The organism is Actibacterium atlanticum (assembly GCF_000671395.1).
GTDB lineage: Bacteria > Pseudomonadota > Alphaproteobacteria > Rhodobacterales > Rhodobacteraceae > Actibacterium_D > Actibacterium_D atlanticum.
Genome location: NZ_AQQY01000004.1, coordinates 161000 through 181116, shown reverse-complemented (window position 1 = coordinate 181116; position 20117 = coordinate 161000). Strand labels below are relative to the sequence as shown.

The 20117-nt window shown below is 59.2% G+C and carries 16 protein-coding genes; 10 read left to right on the top strand and 6 right to left on the bottom strand.

Annotation, left to right across the window (positions count from 1 at the left end; all coding sequences use genetic code 11):
* Window positions 1-2 precede the first annotated feature (2 nt).
* The 6 genes from bioB to ATO10_RS08110 are packed head-to-tail and all read left to right on the top strand — an operon-like array spanning window position 3 to window position 5395.
* The gene (gene bioB / locus ATO10_RS08135) at window positions 3-980 is read left to right on the top strand and encodes a biotin synthase BioB (protein ID WP_035250455.1); all 978 of its coding nucleotides are present in this window, start codon (window positions 3-5) and stop codon (window positions 978-980) included.
* Window positions 980-2110, top strand: a complete 1131-nt coding sequence (locus tag ATO10_RS08130) for an 8-amino-7-oxononanoate synthase (protein WP_035250229.1) — start codon at window positions 980-982, stop codon at window positions 2108-2110. The genes bioB and ATO10_RS08130 overlap by 1 nt, the downstream gene beginning before the upstream one ends.
* Window positions 2107-2733, top strand: coding sequence for a dethiobiotin synthase (gene bioD, locus ATO10_RS08125; RefSeq protein WP_035250227.1), 627 nt, complete (start codon window positions 2107-2109; stop codon window positions 2731-2733). Before ATO10_RS08130 ends, bioD begins: the two co-directional genes overlap by 4 nt.
* Window positions 2730-4013 carry an adenosylmethionine--8-amino-7-oxononanoate transaminase gene (bioA, locus tag ATO10_RS08120; RefSeq protein ID WP_035250225.1) on the top strand — a complete coding sequence of 428 codons (1284 nt, stop codon included), beginning with the start codon at window positions 2730-2732 and terminating at the stop codon, window positions 4011-4013. Before bioD ends, bioA begins: the two co-directional genes overlap by 4 nt.
* The gene (locus ATO10_RS08115; protein ID WP_035250223.1) at window positions 4014-4631 is read left to right on the top strand and encodes a pimeloyl-ACP methyl esterase BioG family protein; all 618 of its coding nucleotides are present in this window, start codon (window positions 4014-4016) and stop codon (window positions 4629-4631) included.
* A complete protein-coding gene (locus tag ATO10_RS08110) occupies window positions 4628-5395 on the top strand; it encodes a methyltransferase domain-containing protein (RefSeq protein WP_035250221.1) in 768 nt (255 codons plus the stop codon). The genes ATO10_RS08115 and ATO10_RS08110 overlap by 4 nt, the downstream gene beginning before the upstream one ends.
* On the opposite strand, the gene nadC is transcribed toward ATO10_RS08110, so the two are convergent.
* The 4 genes from nadC to glpK form a co-directional block, all read right to left on the bottom strand.
* Window positions 5392-6240 carry a carboxylating nicotinate-nucleotide diphosphorylase gene (gene nadC, locus ATO10_RS08105; RefSeq protein ID WP_035250219.1) on the bottom strand — a complete coding sequence of 283 codons (849 nt, stop codon included), beginning with the start codon at window positions 6238-6240 and terminating at the stop codon, window positions 5392-5394. The genes ATO10_RS08110 and nadC overlap by 4 nt on opposite strands.
* Window positions 6237-7805, bottom strand: a complete 1569-nt coding sequence (locus ATO10_RS08100) for an L-aspartate oxidase (protein ID WP_035250217.1) — start codon at window positions 7803-7805, stop codon at window positions 6237-6239. Before ATO10_RS08100 ends, nadC begins: the two co-directional genes overlap by 4 nt.
* An 8-nt stretch (window positions 7806-7813) precedes the next feature.
* Window positions 7814-8863, bottom strand: coding sequence for a quinolinate synthase NadA (gene nadA, locus ATO10_RS08095; RefSeq protein WP_035250215.1), 1050 nt, complete (start codon window positions 8861-8863; stop codon window positions 7814-7816).
* A gap of 166 nt (window positions 8864-9029) precedes the next feature.
* Complete coding sequence (gene glpK / locus ATO10_RS08090) at window positions 9030-10520, bottom strand: glycerol kinase GlpK (protein WP_035250213.1); 1491 nt, start codon at window positions 10518-10520, stop codon at window positions 9030-9032.
* Between the two features lie 177 nt (window positions 10521-10697).
* On the opposite strand from glpK, the gene ATO10_RS08085 reads away from it, so the two are divergent.
* The 4 genes from ATO10_RS08085 to ATO10_RS08070 all read left to right on the top strand — a co-directional run bounded on the left by ATO10_RS08085 (window position 10698) and on the right by ATO10_RS08070 (window position 15737).
* Window positions 10698-11957 carry an imelysin family protein gene (locus ATO10_RS08085; RefSeq protein ID WP_035250211.1) on the top strand — a complete coding sequence of 420 codons (1260 nt, stop codon included), beginning with the start codon at window positions 10698-10700 and terminating at the stop codon, window positions 11955-11957.
* Between the two features lie 160 nt (window positions 11958-12117).
* Window positions 12118-13647: a di-heme oxidoreductase family protein gene (locus ATO10_RS08080; RefSeq protein WP_155886723.1), complete on the top strand. Its 1530-nt coding sequence runs from the start codon at window positions 12118-12120 to the stop codon at window positions 13645-13647.
* A gap of 1 nt (window position 13648) precedes the next feature.
* Window positions 13649-14656, top strand: a complete 1008-nt coding sequence (locus ATO10_RS08075) for an imelysin family protein (RefSeq protein WP_035250210.1) — start codon at window positions 13649-13651, stop codon at window positions 14654-14656.
* A gap of 1 nt (window position 14657) precedes the next feature.
* The gene (locus ATO10_RS08070) at window positions 14658-15737 is read left to right on the top strand and encodes a DUF1513 domain-containing protein (RefSeq protein ID WP_035250208.1); all 1080 of its coding nucleotides are present in this window, start codon (window positions 14658-14660) and stop codon (window positions 15735-15737) included.
* Here the strand turns inward: ATO10_RS08070 and ATO10_RS08065 are convergent.
* Together ATO10_RS08065 and ATO10_RS08060 are read right to left on the bottom strand one after the other, a co-directional pair.
* Window positions 15734-18841, bottom strand: coding sequence for a hypothetical protein (locus ATO10_RS08065; RefSeq protein ID WP_035250206.1), 3108 nt, complete (start codon window positions 18839-18841; stop codon window positions 15734-15736). The two genes, ATO10_RS08070 and ATO10_RS08065, sit on opposite strands and share 4 nt — an antisense overlap.
* Before the next feature lie 132 nt (window positions 18842-18973).
* The gene (locus ATO10_RS08060) at window positions 18974-20008 is read right to left on the bottom strand and encodes a LacI family DNA-binding transcriptional regulator (RefSeq protein ID WP_035250204.1); all 1035 of its coding nucleotides are present in this window, start codon (window positions 20006-20008) and stop codon (window positions 18974-18976) included.
* Window positions 20009-20117 lie beyond the last annotated feature (109 nt).

The window sequence follows — 20117 nt, the reverse complement described above, 5'->3', positions numbered from 1 at the left end:
CGATGTTTGACATGCAAGATCTGCGCACCGACTGGACGCGTGCTGAAGCTGAACAGATTTACAACCAGCCGTTCATGGATCTGCTCTATCAGGCGCATACTGTGCACCGGATGTATTTTGACCCAAATCAGGTTCAAAAATCCAAACTGCTGAGCATCAAGACAGGCGGGTGCGCCGAAGATTGCGCGTACTGTTCGCAGTCGGCCCGCAATGGGGCGCAGCTTTCGGCCTCGAAGCTGATCGAGGTAGAGCGCGTTCTGGCCGAGGCCCGCAAGGCCAAAGAGGCGGGCGCGACACGGTATTGCATGGGTGCGGCTTGGCGTTCGCCTAAAGACCGTGACATGGAACAGCTGGAGGCCATGATCCACGGCGTCAAAGAGTTGGGCATGGAAACCTGCATGACCCTTGGCATGCTGGATGACAATCAGGTCTTCCGCCTGCGCGATGCCGGGTTGGATTACTACAACCACAATATCGACACCTCTGAACGCTACTATTCCGAGATCATCACCACGCGCACCTTCGCCGACCGGATCGACACGCTGAACCGGGTGCGCGAGGCCGGGATGAAAGTCTGCGCTGGCGGGATCGTTGGCATGGGTGAGCAGCAGATGGACCGCATCGACATGATGCTGGCACTGGCGACTTTGGAACAGCACCCTGATTCCGTACCCGTCAACATGCTGATCCCGATCGAAAACACGCCTTTGGCAGATGTTGAAAAGCTGGACCCGATTGAATTTGTGCGCACCGTCGCCTTGGCGCGTATCCTGATGCCCAAGTCTCATGTGCGCCTGTCTGCGGGTCGCACCGAGATGACCGACGAGATGCAGGCAATGTGTATCTTTGCCGGGGCCAACTCGATCTTTGTGGGCGACACGCTGCTGACAGCTGACAACCCCGAGGAAGACAGCGATCAGGCCCTGTTTGATCGTCTGGGCGTCACTGCAATGAATGCGGGTTGTGACGGAAGCCGTTAATGGCGTTTCCCCGTCATGAAAAAGTGCTGACCGCGTTGAAAAACCGGGGGCGCTATCGCTCTTTGATGCCGCGCGCCGGGCATGACTTTGCCTCGAACGATTATCTGGGGTTGGCAGGTGACGACGTGTTGCGCGATGCCGCCGCCGCCGCTTTGGCGCGGGGCGTGCCCGTTGGCGCGGGTGGCTCGCGCCTGTTGCGCGGCAATGACAAAGAGCACCAGCTTCTGGAAGCCGAGGCCGCCGCGTTTTTTGGCACCGAGTCTGCTTTGTTCATGGGCGGTGGGTTCAATGCCAATCTGGCGATTTTTTCCACGTTGCCCCAGCAGGGCGATCTGGTGCTCTATGATGCGCTGATCCATGCCAGCACCCATGACGGCATGCGGTTGGGCCGCGCCCAAACCCGTGCCTTTGCCCATAACGATGCCGCTGACGCCGCTGCACAACTGGCCGCTTGGCGCGCCGAGGGCGGCGATGGTCAGGTCTGGATCGCGGTAGAGGCCGTGTATTCCATGGACGGTGATCTTGCTCCGCTTAAGGCATTGAAGCTGGTGGCGGATGCGCATGATGCCGTGCTGGTGGTGGACGAAGCCCATTCGACGGGTGTTTTTGGTGATTTGGGGCGCGGTCTGGCGCATGACATTGCCAGCGCCCAGAATGTCTTGTCGCTGCATACATGCGGCAAGGCGCTTGGCGCGTCGGGGGCGTTGATCTGCGGTGCAGGAGTGCTGATTGAGAGCCTTATCAACAAGGCGCGCAGCTTTATCTATGCCACGGCGCCTTCTCCGTTGAACGCGGCACTTGTGCGGGCAGCTTTGAGAGAGCTTCAGGATAACCCGGAGCGTCGCATTCAGGCTTGGGATGGCATTTATCATGCCTGGGCCGAAGCCGAGCGCCTGTGCGGTCTGTCGGGGTTTAAAAGCCAGATACTGCCGGTGATTGTCGGCGCGGACAAACCGACCATGAAATTGGCGCAGGGGCTGCAAGAGCGTGGTTATGACATCCGCGGTATTCGCCCGCCAACCGTACCGCGTGGGGCGTCTCGATTGCGGATTTCGATTACCCTGAACACCTCTGGCGAGGTTGTCACGCAGATGTTCTCGGACTTGGCCAAATTGCGGGGGGCGGCATGACCAAAGTGATCGTCACCGGTACGGATACGGGCATCGGCAAAACCGTGTTTTCGGCCGGTTTGGTACAGGCCCTTGGCGCCACCTATTGGAAGCCCGTTCAGGCCGGGCTTGAGGATGAAACAGATAGCGAATTTGTGGCGCGCCTGTCAGGGCGCCCAACTTTGGCAGAGCGGTATCGGTTGACCATCCCCGCATCGCCCCACCTGGCGGCCGAAGCGGACGAGGTGGCAATAGAACTTGGCGAACTGTCTTTGCCACAGGTCGACGGGGCGTTGGTTGTGGAAGGCGCAGGTGGTGTAATGGTCCCGGTGAACCGTGAGCACCTGATGCTGGACCTGTTCGCGCAGTGGAACGCGCCTGTGATCCTTTGCGCTCGTACGGAGCTGGGTACGATCAACCACTCTTTGCTGTCCTTGCAGGCGCTGCGAACCGCGGGTTGTCGGGTATTGGGTGTGACGTTCATTGGCGACGCAGAACCTTTGGTGGAAGATACAATCGCGCAGATGGGCGATGTGCCCTATCTGGGCCGTCTGCCCATGATCGACCCGCTGACCCCTGATACGCTGGCGCAAGCTTTCGCGGCGATAGATCTGGATGCGATCCAACGGGGGATGGCGGCATGACCCAGCTTGAATTTGACCAAAAGCACCTCTGGCATCCCTATACCAACGTGACCCAGCCCGGCCCGACCTTTTTAGTGAAAGAGGCCGAAGGGCTGTACCTGACGCTGGACGATGGCACCCGGCTGATCGACGCGATGTCATCGTGGTGGTGTATGATGCATGGCCATCGCAACCCGTCGATTACCCAAGCAATTCATGATCAGCTGGATCGCCTGCCGCATGTCATGTTCGGCGGGCTGACCCATGATCCGGCCATTGATCTGGGTCGCAAGTTGCTGGAGATCGCGCCCAGTGATCTGACCCGGATCTTTTACTGTGATAGCGGTTCGGTCTCGGTTGAGGTCGCGATGAAAATGGCGGTGCAATACCAGCACGCCATGGGGTTCGAAGGCCGCAGCCAGTTTGCCACTGTGCGCTCGGGCTATCATGGCGACACCTGGAAAGCGATGAGCGTCTGTGACCCGGACACGGGCATGCACCATCTGTTTCAGGGCGCGCTAAGCGTGCAGCATTTCGTCTCTCGCCCGCCCGTGACGATTGATCAGGAATGGACGGATGATCCTGCGCGCAACGGTCTGGGTGGACTGCGATCTGTCCTTGAGGCCAGCGCAGATAAAATCGCCGGTTTTATATTGGAACCGGTCGTTCAGGGTACGGGCGGGATGTATTTCTATCACCCCGAATACCTAAATCAGGCGCGTGCGCTTTGTGATGAACTTGGCATTTTGCTGATCTTCGATGAAATCGCCACAGGGTTTGGCCGCACGGGTGAATTGTTCGCCACTGATTTTTGCACGGTCCAGCCCGATATCATCTGTCTGGGGAAGGGGCTGACGGGCGGACATATCTCTTTTGCCTGCACCATGACGAATGATCGAGTCGCGACCGGCGTCGGCGGGGGGAACCCGGGGATTTTCATGCACGGGCCAACCTATATGGCCAATCCGCTGGCCTGCGCTGCGGCGAAGGCCTCGCTTGACCTGCTGACGGGGCAGGACTGGCGCGGCACTGTCGCGCGGATCGCCGATCAGATGCGGGCCGAGCTTGCCCCTGCGCGCGACCTGCCCAACGTCCGTGACGTACGGGTGTTGGGCGCGATTGGTGTCATCGAGATGAACCACCGTGTCAGCGCGGATCAGGCCCATGCGCTGGCGCCAGAGATGGGGGTCTTCCTGCGCCCGTTCGGCCGCAACATCTACTGCATGCCGCCGTTTATTACGGGGCCTGATGCGCTTAGCCAGATCACCGCGGGGATGTTGCGGTTGGCGCAGGAGCTTTAGATGCGGGCCCGCTGGCTGATCCAAACCGGGGCTGATCGGGCCATCGTGATATTTGGCGGCTGGGCCGTCGGCGCAAGGCCGTTTGCCCATCTGACCGGGGGGCAGGATGTGCTGTTTGTCGATGACTACAGCGCGCTGGACGCCGACCTGCCTGACTTGTCTGTCTATGGTCATGTCAGCCTGCTGGCGTGGTCCTTTGGCGTGGCGTCCTATGCCCACTGGCAGGTGGGGCGCGTTGATCCGTTTGCGCAAAAAGTGGCGGTGAACGGAACCTTGCATCCGGTCAGCCGTTCCAAGGGCATTCCGCCAGTTGCGATGCGTAAAACGGCCGAAACGCTGAGCCCATCGGCCTTTGCGCTGTTTCAACGTCGGGTGTTTGGCAAGGTGATGCCAGAAATGCCAATCGACGTGCCCGCCCGCCGGGCAGAGTTGGACGCGATTGAGACACGCGGCGACGCGCCCCGAACGGCGTTCGACAAGTGCCTGATCAGCACGCAGGATAAAATCTTTCCTCCGGCCAATCAGGCCCGCGTATGGGAAGGCTTGCCCGTCCAACAGATCGACGCGCCGCACGCCCCATTTGACCAATTCCAAACGTGGGAGGCATTGTTATCATGACTCCGCGCGCCAGAGTCCGGGTTGCCGAAAGCTTTCGGCGCGGGCTTGAAACCTATCACAGCGCGGCCCGGACACAGGCCCAGATCGCACGGGATTTGGTGCTTATGCTGCGTGGCAATGGTGCACCGGCAGGCTTTGCGAAGGCCTTGGAGTTTGGGTGTGGTACCGGCCATCTGACCGAGGCGTTGGTACAGAGTTTTGACCTTGACACGCTTTATCTGAACGACCTGCTGCCAGAAGCTGCAGATCTTGCCGCCCGGTCTGTTGCCCCACTTTGCCCAAAGGTTTTAACTGGCCCTGTCGAAAGCCTTGATTTGCCGACGGGGATTGACCTGATTGCGTCGGCTTCGACTGTTCAGTGGGTCTTGGATTGGCCGAAGGTTCTGGATCGCTTGTGCGATGCGCTGGCTCCGAAGGGTTGGTTGGCGCTGTCCGGGTTTGGCACCAACCAATATCACGAACTGACGGTGCTGAGTTCGGGGGGCGCAGCGCCAAACTATATGGATGCACAAGATTGGCCGCGCATCTTACCGCTGGGTATGGAGTTGCTGGAAATACGTCAGACCCCGATCGTGGTTACCTTCGACAGCGCGCGCGAGGTGCTTCGCCATTTGCGTCGCACGGGGGTGAATGGGCGCGCGGGTGATCAATGGACCCGCGAGCAATTGCAAAGGTTTGAAACCGCCTATCACGACCGTTTCGAACAGGATGGCAAAGTTACGCTGACCTATGACCCGGTCATGTTGATCGCACGCAAGGCTTAGAAATCAAGCCCAAGATCGACGGTGCGTGCCGAGTGGGTCAGCGCCCCGGATGAAATGTAATCAACCCCGGTCGCTGCGATTGACGCCACGCGTTCCAACGTGACATTGCCGCTGGCTTCGGTCTGCATCTGGCCATCGACCATGGCGACGGCTTCGCGCAGAGTGTCGTTGTCCATGTTATCCAACAACACAACGCTGGCGCCGCCAACCTCCAAAACCTCGGCCAGTTGATCCAATCGGTCGACTTCGATTTCAACCGCCATCATATGGCTGGCGGTGGCTTTGGTGGCTTCCAGAACTTGGCGCACACCTCCGGCGGCGGCGATGTGGTTGTCTTTGATCAGGATTGCGTCGGACAGCGAATAGCGATGGTTGAACCCGCCGCCGTGCAACACGGCCAGCTTTTCAACCAAACGCATGTTCGGAGTGGTCTTACGGGTGCAGGTTACGCGGGTGTCCGTGCCCTTGGTTTCAGCCACAAACCCAGCGGTTTTGGTGGCGATTCCGGTAAGGCGACCGGCGTAGTTCAGCGCCACGCGTTCCCCCGACAAAATCGCGCTGGCCTTGCCGCGGATCGTCATCAAACGATCCCCCTTTTTGCAGGGCTCGCCGTCGTTGACGTGGGTGATGATCTGTAGCGCCGGGTCGACCAGCTGAAAGGCGATGCGCGCCACCTGCATACCGGACACAACCGCGTCTTCACGCGCGTTCAGCGCGGCGTCATAGGTGGTGTCGGCCGGGATCACGGCGCGGGTGGTGACATCGCCATAGCTGCCCAGATCTTCCATCAGGGCATTGCGGATCATCGGTTCAAGGATCAGATCGGGAACGGCGGAAAAGCTCATGCGGGGGCCTCGGATGCCTGCGCCCTTATCTTGAGCGCGTCGTTTAGATACATGAAGGACCGCTCTGCAGGGCCCTCCGACGTGTCGGGAAAATCAGAGCGTTCATGCGCGCCGCGACTTTCCTGGCGCTGCAGGGCGCAGGCAGCAATCAGCGTTGCGGTAGCGCACATGTTGGCGAACGAAGGGCTGTCGCCATGGGCGTTTTCCAACGCTGCGATACGGCGCAAGGCTGCGCGCAAGCCCTCGGCGTTGCGAACGACGCCGACACGCGCAGTCATGGTTGCACGCAGATCGGCCACTGCATCGGCGTCGGGCGGGGTGCCACCCGGTTCAAATGTGATATCCAGCGGTGCGCTTTGATCAGACTTTGGGACTTCGGCGGCGATACTTTCAGCGCAGATACGGGCGTAAACCAGCGCTTCCAGCAAGCCGTTCGAGGCCAGACGGTTCGCGCCATGCAGCCCGGTTGAGGAGGCCTCGCCACAGACCCAAAGCCCGGCAAGGCTGGCGCGACCGTCGGAATCCGTGTCGACGCCGCCCATGTGGTAATGGGCAGCGGCAGAAACCGGGATCGGCTCGTTGACCGGGTCGATGCCATTGCGGGCGCAGGCTTGGGCGACGGTGGGGAATTGCTCAAGCACCCGTACGCCAAGAACCTCGCGGGTGTCCAGCATCGGGCGGTTACCTGCCTGAGTTTCGGAAAAGATCGCACGGGCCACCACATCACGCGGGGCCAGTTCGGCGTCTTCGTGGACGGCCTGCATAAAGCGTTCGCCGTGCTTGTTGATCAAGATCGCACCTTCGCCGCGCAACGCTTCGGTGGCCAGCGGGGCGGGGTCTTCGCCGACGTCAATTGCGGTAGGGTGAAACTGAACGAACTCGGCATCGGCGATCCGCGCACCGGCGCGCGCCGCCATTCCGATAACCTGCCCGCGAATGCGCGGCGGGTTGGTTGTCAGCGCATACAGCCCGCCCGAGCCGCCCCCCGCCAGCAGGATTGCCGGGCCGCGCAGCATAACCGGGGCGGAGCGGGCAGTATCGGCATCCTGAATGACCACACCGCGTACGCGCCCCTGCGCAACATCAAGCCCGGTGGCCATCGTTCCTTCCAGAACCTGAATTGATGGGGTTTTACCCACCTGTTCAATCAGAGCAGCCATGATTTCGGCCCCGGCCTGATCGCCCTTGACGCGGACAACGCGGGCAAAGCTGTGCGCGGCCTCGCGCGAGAGCACATAATCGCCGTCATCTGTGCGATCAAACGGTGCCCCCATCGTTGTCAAATCAAGGATGTAATCACGTGCGTCTTTGGTGACCATCCGTGCCACATCAGGGTCGACCGTACCCGCGCCCGCCTTAACGGTATCCTTGGCGTGGTATTTGGGCTTGTCGTCTTCGTCCATCGCAGCGGCCACACCACCTTGCGCCCAAGCGGAACTTGCACCCGCGCCCAACTGTTCGGGAGAGATCATCACAACCGGACGCGGAGCCAGCTTTAGCGCAGCATAGAGTGCGCCCAGCCCGGCCCCGACAATGATGATGCGGTCGGTGGCGATGTCTTTCATGGTATTCTTCAGAGACCCAGTTCGCGCGACAGGTCGATCATCGCCTCGACCGATTGGCGGGCCTTTTCAGCCATTTCAGGGTCTACCAGAACTTCGTTTTCCCCGGTGTGCAGCACATAGAGAATCTTCTCAAGCGAGATTTTCTTCATATAAGGGCACATGTTGCAGGGGCCGACAAAATCGACGCCTGGCAGCTCGTCTGCGATGTTTGCCGCCATCGAGCATTCGGTGATCAGCATCGCCATTTTTGGCTTTTGCTCGGTCACGTATTTGATGATGCCGCTGGTCGAACCGCTGAAATCAGCCTCGGCCACAACTTCGGGCGGGCATTCGGGATGCGCGATCATCTGCGTGCCCGGGTTCCATTCGCGGAAATCGCGCAGGTCCTGGGCGGTGTACTGTTCATGCACGATGCAGGCGCCGGGCCAGTAGACCACGTTCTTGTGGCTTTCATTGGCGACGTTTTGCGCCAGATACTGATCCGGGGTCATGATGACCGTGTCACTTTCCATGGCGTTCACGATCTGAACCGCGTTCGATGAGGTGCAGCAAATATCCGAAGCGGCTTTGACCTCGGCCGTGGTGTTTACATAGGAAACGACCGGCGCGCCGGGATACTTGGCACGCATCTCTTCGATGCCCTCGGCGGTGATGCTTTCGGCCAGCGAACAGCCAGCTTTCATGTCGGGCATCAGCACAGTCTTTTCGGGGCTGAGGATTTTTGATGTCTCGGCCATGAAATGAACACCGGCCTGCACGATGATATCGGCCTTTACATCCTGAGCCTTCATCGCCAACTGCAGGCTGTCACCCACAAAGTCGGATACGCCGTGGTAAATTTCGGGGGTCATATAGTTATGACCCAGGATCACGGCGTTGCGCTCTTTTTTCAGGGCGTTGATCGCTTTGATGTAAGGCGCATAAATGGCGAAGTCGGGTGGGGTTACGACACGGTCCATCTTTGCATAGATGTCCTGCATCGACGCCGCCAACTCGGGCGAGGGGGCAAGGTCATAGTGATCCGCGAGGACGGAACGGACGTGAACTTGGTCTAGCAAAGCGCTGGTCTCCTGATCGCTTGTCACGGTTCTGATACAGTTCTACGGGTCGGATGCCTAGCCCCGAGACAGCGTGTTGCAGGCTGCTTTGGTGCAGGAAGCACAAGATTTTAGGGTTAGAATTCAAGTTTCTGAACGTGTTTGGCTGACGAAGACACCGAATCGTCTAGCGTTTGGACGCTTGCATCGCTGCTTGAACGGCCGCTTGCCATGCCGTGTAGGAGCTGCTGCGCAGGTTTTCCGGCATCTGTGGCGTAAAGCTGGTCGCGCAGCGCCAATTCGCCGCGAAGGTGTCGGGGTCTGGATACAGCCCCACCTGCATGCCCGCCAGCCAGGCGGCGCCTAATGCTGTAGTCTCTAGAACGGGTGGGCGATCAACCGGCGCGCCGGTAATGTCGGCCAGAAACTGCATCGTATAGTTTGACGCGGTCATGCCGCCGTCCACCCGAAGCGTCGCCGACTTGGGACGTTCGGGCCAGTCGGCTGCCATTGCGCGCAACAGGTCTTGGGTCTGAAACCCCACGGCTTGCAGGGCGGCGCGCGTGAACTCGTTTGGTCCAGAGTTGCGGGTCAGGCCGAACACCGCGCCCCGGCATTCCGTATTCCAATAGGGGGCGCCAAGCCCGGTGAACGCCGGGACAAGAATGACCTCTTGAGAGGGATCCGCTTTGGCGGCCATTGCGTCGGCTTCACGCGCATCGCTTAACACACCCAGCCCATCGCGCAGCCATTGTACCGCTGCACCCGCGATAAAGATCGAGCCTTCGAGCGCATAGGTTGGCTGACCATCCAGCTGATACGCGATTGTCGTCAGCAACCGATTGCGCGAGCGCACCGGTGTGTTTCCGGTGTTCAAAAGCGCAAAGCAGCCGGTTCCATAAGTAGATTTCATCATGCTCGGGGTGAAGCAGGCCTGACCAACGGTGGCTGCCTGCTGATCGCCCGCCGCGCCCGCGATTTGGATCGCAGCGCCCAGTAGCGTTGGGTCAGTGGTGCCAAAGTCATCTGCACAGTCACGCACGTCGGGCAACAGCTGCATCGGAATATCCAGCAGCGCACAGATATCGCCATCCCATCGCCCGTCGTGGATGTCATACAGCATCGTGCGCGCCGCGTTGGTGGCGTCGGTGGCATGGACCTTGCCGCCCGTCAGTCGCCAGATCAGGAAACTGTCGATTGTGCCGAAAGCCAGCTCTCCGGCCTCTGCCCGCGCCCGTGCGCCGGGGACGTGATCCAAAAGCCATTTGATCTTGGTGGCCGAGAAATACGGATCGCACAGCAAACCGGTGCGCGCGGTAATCAACTTTTCATGCCCATTCGCACGCAGATGCGCGCACAGGTCTGCTGTGCGCCGGTCTTGCCAGACAATAGCGTTGTGGATCGGCGCCCCCGTGGCACGGTCCCAGATCACAGTGGTTTCGCGCTGATTGGTTATGCCGATTGCACTGATCGTGTCTGCCCCCACTTGTTGAGCAACCTTGCGGCAGACCTGAAGCGTGGTCGTCCAGATGTCTTCGGGGTCGTGCTCTACCCACCCGGAATCCGGGAAATGCTGGGTGAACTCGCGCTGGGCCGAGGCAACAGGCTGCATCTGCCCATCAAATGCAATCGCGCGGGACGACGTTGTGCCCTGATCAATGGCCAGTATGTGCTGCATCTCTGCCTCCTCCTTGTCCCCTTGTTATCAACGGGGATGTCTATGGCGAGGTCAAGGTTCAGATAAAGGCGACAAAAATTGTCGGATTGACTATCCTGATAAATTTTGTCAGTTAAGCGGTGAATCTAGCCAACCCGTCTATTGGGTCAGCCGATACTCGAATTAAGGGACAGACCTATGAGACTCCGACTCCTTGCCACTTCGGCGCTCTGCGCTGGCATGACCACCACAGCATTTGCCGCCGACAAAGCCGCGGTTCTGAGCAACTATGCAGATATTGCCGAAGCCGGTTACAGTGACAGCCTTTCCACCGCCAAGGTTCTTCAGGCTGCTGTCGAGGCGCTGATCGCAGAGCCTTCGGCCGAAAATTTGGAAGCCGCCAAATCGGCGTGGCTTGCCGCACGCGTTCCGTACCAGCAAACCGAAGTGTTCCGCTTTGGAAACGCGATCGTGGATGACTGGGAAGGCAAAGTGAACGCCTGGCCGCTGGACGAAGGTTTGATCGACTATGTCGATGCCTCCTATGGCGGTGCAACAGACGAAAACCCGTTGGCGGCACTGAACGTCGTCGCAAATGCCAACTTCGAGTTGTCGGGCAATGCGATTGACGCTTCTCAGATCACTCCGGCGTTGCTGGCAGACACGCTGCATGAAGCAGACGAAGTCGAATCCAACGTCGCAACGGGCTATCACGCCATTGAATTCCTGTTGTGGGGGCAAGACCTGAACGGAACCGAGCACGGTGCGGGCGCGCGCGCATGGTCAGACTATGCCCTTGGCGAGGCCTGCACCAACGGTAACTGTGATCGCCGTGGCGGCTATTTGAAAGCGGCCACTGATCTTTTGGTTGCGGACCTAACCTGGATGGCGGCCCAGTGGGCCGACGGTGGCGAAGCGCGTGAAACAGTGCTGGCTGACGAAACTGCTGGCATCACCGCTATCCTGACGGGCATGGGTTCTTTGTCCTATGGCGAGCAAGCCGGTGAGCGTATGAAGCTGGGCCTGATGCTGATGGACCCCGAAGAAGAACACGATTGTTTCTCGGACAACACCCATAACAGCCACTACTATGACGGTCTGGGTATTCAGAACGTTTACACTGGCGAATACGTCCGCGTTGACGGGTCCATCGTATCGGGCGCTTCGGTGTCAGATCTGGTTGCCGCTGCTGACCCAGCGCTGGACGCTGAACTGAACGGCAAGCTGAGCACCACGATGAAGGCGTTGGGCCGTATCAAATCGGCCGCCGAGGCCGGTCTGAGCTATGACCAGATGTTGGGTCAGGGCAATCCCGGCGAGGCTTTGGTTCAAGGCAGTATTGACGGTTTGGTCGACCAGACCCGCGCAATTGAACGCGTTGTTGCGGTGCTTGGGCTGAATGGCGTTGAATTCGAAGGGTCTGACAGTTTGGACAACCCGGGGGCCGTGTTCGAATAAGGCCTGTGACCGGGGCGGGTTAGGTGACCGCCTGCCTTGGTCTGCACATGCTTTCAAAAAAGGACGCCGGGCGATTTGGGAAGATTGCGCCCGGTATCCGAAATGTCGTCTGGGCAGAGTTAGGGACGGTTCAGACGAACCCAAAAGGAACATCCAATCGATGAACTATCTTACATCGATCCAGACAACCTGCGTTATTGCGATGCTGTTCTGCTCGGGCAATGCTCTGGCTGGCGTCACGGATGAACCGTACTTGAACATTGTTCAAAAAACTGAAGCTGAATCAGCACGTATCACCAAAGTTCTTGAGGCGCCGACGGATTTCACAGTGCCGTCCACTTTTGAGTCTATGACTGCAGGAGCCGCCACAGTGCGCGCGCGCTCTGATGAGCACGCGTTTTCGCAACCCAGTGCTTCGATGAAGGCTGACGACAGGCTGACCTTTAAGCTGGGCAACGCGATGTTCGAAAAGTTGTGGGTGACTTCTCCGGCGTCGACCAAGGCGTCGGACGGATTGGGGCCGATCTACAATGCCCGATCATGTAATGCATGCCACCTGAATGACGGGCGCGGACATGCGCCTGACGGCCCTGAAGACAGGGCGGTATCCCTAGTGTTGCGGGTTTCGATTCCGGGAAGGCCAGAAGACCAGATTAGCCAGATCGAAGACTATATCGCGACACGACCTGATCCAAACTATGGCGAGCAGCTGCAGGATTTCGCGAACCCCGCGCATGATGCTGAGTACCGTTTGGAAGTTACCTATCAACAGGTCACCGTGCCCTTGTCTGAGGGCGAAACAGCGACACTGCGCCAACCAAACTATAACGCCAAGGATCTTGCCTATGGAGCCTTGCACACGGAGGCCATGCTCAGCCCCCGTATGGCGCCGCAGTTGATTGGGCTGGGCTTGCTGGAGTCGATTCCGGCAGCGGATATTCTGGCCAATGCGGACCCAGATGATCGCAATGGTGACGGTATCTCGGGCCGTGCAAACATCGTTTGGTCGCGCCAGTTTGATCAGCCCTTGTTGGGACGGTTCGGATGGAAAGCAGGCCTGCCCACCCTGCGGGAACAAACCGCCGCGGCCTTTGCCGGGGACATGGGCATTTCTTCCGCGCTGTTTCCGGGCGGTTGGGGGGACTGTACCCCGGCACAGGGCGCGTGCCGCGGGGCCATCCATGGGGACGGCGACGTGCGGGAACACGAGTTGGACGACACCGGCCTGGATTTGACGACCTTTTACACCGCCAACTTGGCGGTGCCAGAACGCCGAACCCCAGGCGACCCGCAGGTGTTGAAGGGCAAGCAGGTGTTCCACCGGACCGGTTGCGCAGCCTGCCACACCCCGGCGTTTGTGACCCACCGTCTGAAGGATCGACCCGAGCACAGCTTTCAACTTATCTGGCCCTATACCGACCTTTTGCTGCACGACATGGGGGACGGTTTGGCCGACAATCGGCCCGAAGCGCGTGCCAACGGTAAAGAGTGGCGCACCCCGCCTCTATGGGGTATTGGGCTGACAAAGCAGGTTAGCGGGCGCGTAGCTTTTCTTCATGATGGGCGTGCACGTTCGCTGCTCGAAGCAATTCTTTGGCATGGCGGTGAAGCGCAGCCTGTGCGGGACAAGGTGGTCACAATGCCCGCCGCAGATCGTCGGGCTTTGATCCATTTTTTGGAGAGTCTCTGAAATGAGAACAATGTTCATATCCTTGGCGGTCGCTCTTCTGGCGCCGGTTGCCGTGGCGCAGACTTCGGTGATTGAGGATGTGATTGATGGGCATGTCTTGTCAGGGTTCACGGAATTATCCGATGCCGCTCAGGCGCTGTCTGAAACTGCGCAGACCACTTGTGATCCAAATTCGGAGGCGCTGCGCGAGGCATGGGGCGTTGCCTTTGACGCATGGCTTGGCGTTGCGCATCTACGTTTTGGCCCGAGCGAAACCGATGACCGAGCTTTCGCGCTGGCCTTTTGGCCCGACACGCGCGGCAAGAGGCCCAAGGCGCTGACCCGAATGATCCTGCAGTCAGATCCCTCGGTGTATGACTCTGCGATGTTTGCCGAGCAGTCGATCGCGGTGCGGGGCTTTTATGCGATGGAATACATGCTGTTTGACGACCCGATGTTTGAATTGGGTGGCGACGCGTATCGATGCGCTTTGATCCGGGCACAGGCTGATGACATTGCCATTACCAGCGCAGCAATTTTGTATGACTGGACCAACCATTATGCCGCTTTGATGCGGGCGCCGGACAATGACAGTTACCGGACACAGGCCGAGGTCATGCAGCAGTTCTACAAAGCTGTGCAGACCGGATTACAAGTTGCGGCTGACGCGCGCCTTGGCCGCCCTTTGGGCAGCTTTGAACATCCGCGGCCAAAACGTGCTGAAAGCTGGCGTTCAGAAAGGTCTTTGCACAATCTTGTTGTGACGATCCACGCCACCGAAGATCTGGCTTTGCGGCTGGCGGCAGGCAATGTCGACATCGCGCAGGCAATGGGAACGGGATACGCGCGGGTTGTCGATCTGGCAGAAACGCTGGATGACCCTGTTTTTGCTGGGGTCGCTGACCCCCAGAAACGGCTGCGGGTTGAGGTGGTGCAAAGCGCGATCAACTCGCTGCGCGATACCTTGGCTGAAAAGTTGGCACCCGCCTTGGGGGTCTCTACCGGGTTCAACGCACTGGACGGGGATTAAGATGACGACGCGCCGTGGCTTTTTGGCAGGCTTGATGGCAGCGGGCCTTGCGCCTCGCATCAGTTGGGCAGATGCGGGCAGCCCGGCCTATGTTTCGGCGGCGCGACTGTCCGATGGCAGCTATGCTCTGATTGGACTTTCTGAACAGGCAGAAGCACTGTTTCAGATTTCTTTGCCCGCGCGCGGTCATGCCGCTGCGACCCACCCCAGTCAGCCCTACGTGGTGGCTTTCGCCCGACGCCCCGGAACCTTTGCGATGGTGATCAACTGTATTTCCGGGCTTGCGGAAGTGCAGCTGGATGCCCCCGCTGGGCGGCACTTTTGTGGTCATGGCGCGTTCTCAGCCGATGGGGCGTTGCTGTTTACATCGGAAAACGACTTTGATGCGGTACGCGGCATGGTCGGGGTGTGGGACGTGGCTAGCGGCTATCGCCGGATAGACGAGTTCGCAACCGGTGGGATTGGCCCGCACGAGTTGCGCCTGATGCCTGATGGCGAAACGTTGGTCATTGCCAACGGCGGGATCGAAACGCACCCAGACAGTGGGCGCACCAAGCTGAACATTCCCACCATGGAACCCAGCCTGAGCTACGTTTCGACCGCGGGGCGCTTTCTGGAAAAGGTCACATTGCCGACCGCCATGCACAAGAATTCTATCCGCCACCTGACGCTGAGGGCAGACGGGACGGTTGCCTTTGCAATGCAATGGCAGGGTGCAGATTTGGCGCCTCCGCTTTTGGCGCTACATCGGCGCGGGACCGATCCCCGTTTGCTGAGCGCGCCGCCAGAACAACACCGTCAGATGAGCGGCTATGCGGGGTCGGTTGCGATGACACGCGATGGAACGCTTGTTGCGATCACCTCCCCCCGGGGGGGTATGCTGCAGGTTTTCGACGTGGATCGGGGTTATTATATTGGTGCCATGGCGCGCGGGGATATTTGTGGTGTGGGCCCAGCAGCGCATGGTTTTGCCGCGACCACAGGAATGGGTGACGTGATTGAAGTGAACGATGTTCGCCCCGCATGGTCGCGTCGGCTTCCGGTGCAGTGGGACAATCACCTTGTTGCGGTGCGTGCTTAGAAGAAAACGAAATCCTCTTCGCCCAGATCTTTGCCATCGACCCCCAACATCAAAATCAGGCTGCCCTGACAATAGATCAGCGCCAGATTGCTTCCCAATGGCAAGGTGATGAAGTCAGACATACTGTCAACGCCCGCCATATGGATGGTGTCCACACCATCCGTGTAGTCAAGGATCAGTTCGAAAGTCCCGGGGCCAAATTCGTCAAATACAAAGGCGTCAGCGCCCGCGCCACCCATCATTCGATCCCCGCCGGCACCGCCGTTCACCATGTCGTCACCGGCATCGCCCAGCACAAAATCCACACCCGAGCCGCCGTAAACCACGTCATTTCCGCTGCCGCCATAAACCGTGTCAGCGCCGGAACCTGCGTCGATGGTGTCATTGCCAGAGTTGCCAGAGACAACATCATCCCCGGCGCCCCCGAAAAGGGTATCTGCATGGTCGCCGCCTGAAATCTGATCCGCACCATCGCCACCATAGATGGTGTCTTGGTCGTCGCCACCGTCCAGCGTGTCTTTGCCCGCGCCCCCTTCGATCCGGTCGGCGCCATCTTTGCCCCGGATCACATCATCCCCTGCCAGACCCAGAATGGTATTGTTCGCGCCGTCGCCGGTCAGGGAGTCATTGAACGACGTTCCGGTTAGGTTTTCGATTGAATCAAACGTGTCTCCGGCTGCGTCTCCGGTATTGGTCGAAGGGATTTCGAAGCTTGCGGTCAGCCCGGCAGTAGCGTTGCTGTAGTCAGCGGTGTCGATACCGTCGCCCCCGATTAACGTGTCTGCGCCCGCTCCACCGATCAAAGTGTCATCGCCCGCAAGACCATTGAGCGTGTTAGCGGCCGAGTTTCCGATCAGCGTATCGTTGTAAGAGCTGCCGGTAAGTCCTTCGATTGACGCGTAGGTGTCACCCTGTGCAGCGTTGGTGTTAACAGATGCATCGCTCAGACTGGCGACAACTTCTTTGGTGGCCTTGCTGTAGTCGGCGATGTCGAACCCATTTCCCCCGATCAGCGTATCCCCACCGGCATTTCCGCGCAGGAGGTCATCGCCATTCCCGCCGCGAAGTTCATTATCGCCAGAGTCCCCGATCAGCGTGTCGTCATGGCTACTGCCGATCAGACCCTCAATGGATGAATAGCTGTCTCCTGCGGCCCAGTTGGTGTTGGCCGACGGGTTCTGGAGGTTCGCGACCACGCCAGAGTTCGCGGTGCTGTAGTCGGCGAAATCAAAGCCATCGCCCCCGTTCAGTATGTCGCCCCCCCCTTTGCCGCGCAGCATATCATCCCCGGCGCCGCCGCGAAGTTCATTGTCACCACCGTCACCGGCCAACGTGTCACTATAGGAACTGCCAATCAGCCCTTCGACGGCGATGTAGCTATCGCCAGTTGCGATCCCTGTGTTGTTCCCCGGATTGGAAAGGCTGGCCGTCAGACCCGAGTCAGAATCCGAGTAGTCTGCGAAGTCGACCCCGGCGCCGCCGTCCAGAAGGTCCGCGCCAGCCCCGCCGCGCAAGGTATCTCCGCCGCCCAACCCAAACAGCGAATCCGCCCCGCTGCTGCCGATCAGGGTATCGCTGCCTGAGGTGCCGGTGATTTCTCCGTCTGGGGGCGGGGGGGGATCGTCTATTTCCAGGTCCAGGGCAACGCGCGAAACGTTGATCACATCTGACGTGGTGAAGTCCTCTGCTGAAAGCGAAGTGCCATTCGCGGTGATGATGATCAGTGTTTCATCACCGAAACGCAGTTCAGCGCCATCCGCGGTTGAGCTGATTTGGATATCTGACACATCATGCAGCAGGCCATAGGCGGACATATCTATCGAGTCTACGCCAAGCTGAAAGTCGGTGATGGTGTCGACTTCGCCGTCATCGGACAGCACAAAAATGTCGGCTCCGGCGCCGCCGACCAACGTGTCACTGCCGGCCCCGTCCATCAGAATGTCGTCGCCCGAGCCTCCGACAATCACATTGGCATCTTCGCCCCCTTTCAGGACGTCGTTTCGGGCGGTGCCGTTCAGATTGACCCCGGTGGTGACAAGGTCGCCCAGCTCTCCGGGGTCGAATATGAACTGAGACACCCCCCCTTCGGTGCCTGAAACCACGAAAAGCTGAACCTCTCCGTTGATGACCTGAACCGAGATATCGGTGATGTTTGAAAGGCTGGTGGATGCCGTGTCCACCAACGTTTCCAGATGCAGCAGCCGCCCGTCGGGCAGTACGATGAACAACGACAGCCCATCATCACTGCCGCCAGCCAGAAGGAACGTATGGTCGTCTACGGTGAAACTTTCCAGAACCGTGGTGTTGGCAAAGCGGGTGCCCAGATCATCAATGACCATGTCCACCGGGATCATCTCTCCCTCCGCCGTGATCTCTAATACGGTCAACGAAGACGAGCCCGAAGAAGCGACGATCAGATACTGGGTGCCATTGACTTCGACAGGTTCCAGCGCCTGCGGATCGTTGATCGGGAAGTCCTCTGACGCCACGATTGTTCCGGTCTGCGCCAATGTGCCGTTTTGTTTGACCCGATAGGCGGTCAGCCCGTCCTCTTCGGCCGACGCGGCGATGACATAGGTTGTGCCATCAACGCTAACCTGCGCCAGTGATGTCACGCCTTGCGTAGTGATCGAGTTGTTATCGGGTTTGTGCTCTAGCAAAGTCAGGGAGCCGTCGTCCTCAAGGCGATAGGCAGAAATTCCGTCGCCATCGGTCGCAGACATGTAAATTATCGTGTCCGCGCCGTTTTGCACTGCCAGCGCTTCAACCCTGTCATCCGCCTCGCCCGAGCGGTCAGCATAGATTGTCTGGCTGTCCCCTTCAGACATCGACGCCACCGCGGCGATATCGTCATCCCCCAGCGTCATGATCTGGTCATCCAGTACGACACTGGTCGTGTCCCCCAGACTGGGCGGATAGCTTTCGGTGCTGACAGTGGCAAGACGCCCTTCGCGCAATGTCAGGGTGACCCGGTGACCTGTCGCGTTGTTGGTCAGCACAACCTGTCCGCTGTCGGGGTCGACGCCAAAATCCAGCCGCCCGGCGGTGACCGGATTGCTGAGTACGCCATTCGTAAGGTTGCCTTCAAACTCGAAGTAGGACACGCCCGCAGGGCCTTTCGTGCAATTAAGAACTGCACTCAGGCTCTGGGTTGGCGATTAACCTGGCTTTTATAAATTGTGGCGGGACAGGGGCGCTTGCGCGCAATTCAAAGTATTAACCAAGTCCTGCAGCGTTTACCGCAGCAGGGTTTGGCCAATCGTCAAGCGCGGTTCCAACTCGATGCGCTTACCGGCAAAGGACTGCCCGGCTTCGGTGCACTTGGCGATGATCTCGGCAGCTTTGGCCCCGACTTCGCGGCGGCAAGCATCCATCGTCGCGATCTGGGGTTTGATCCCGTCCAACAGTTCAATGCCATTGAACCCCGCGATGCCGACCTGGCCGGGAACGTCGATGCCATTGTCCAGGCAGTACAGCAGGCCACCCGCGGCGATCATGTCGTTCGAGTAATACAGAAAGTCGATATCCGGGGTGCGTTTCAGAACCGCTTCGGTCATCTCGCGGCCTTTTTCCAGCGCGGACCCGCCCGAGTAGAACTCCTGATCTGAAATCTCTAGGCCTTCCTTGGCCAACGCATTGGTCAGACCTTCAAACCGTTTGCGGGCGCGGTGGTCCAACGGCATTTTGGTGCCCAGGAAAGCGATTTTCTTGTAACCGGCCCCTGAAATCTGTTGCGCCATTTCGATGCCTGCGCGGCGATGCGAGATTCCCACGACCGAATCCACCGGTTCGCCATCGGTGTCCATGATCTCGACGATGGGAATGCCGGCATTGGCCAGCATCGCACGTGCCGCATCGGAATGTTCCAGTCCGGCGATAATCACACCCGAGGGTCGCCACGATAGCATCTCGTAAAGAACGGCCTCTTCGCGTTCGGGTTTATAGTGGGTGATCCCCACGACGGGCTGTAACGGACCACTTTCCAGTGTTTCAGAAATCCCGGTCATGACCTCGGGGAAAACCATGTTCTTCATCGACGGAATAATCACCGCCACAAGGTTAACCCGCTGCGAGGCCAGCGCGCCTGCAATCTTGTTGGGCACATATCCCAGACGCTTTGCGGCCTCTTGCACGCGCTCTCGCGTGGCTTGGCTGACGTCCCCCCTGTTTCGCAAAACCCGACTAACCGTCATCTCGCTGACCCCAGAAGCCTCCGACACATCGCGAAGGGTCAAGGGGCGGCGCTGACGGGGGGCTTGCGTATCAGTCAAAGGGGTCTCCTCCACGTAATTGGTCTATCAATTGTTAGCGTTAATAGTCGGTGGGATACAAGCTTACAGATTGCAATCTGTTTGTCACCACCGCAGAGGGTTGAAACCC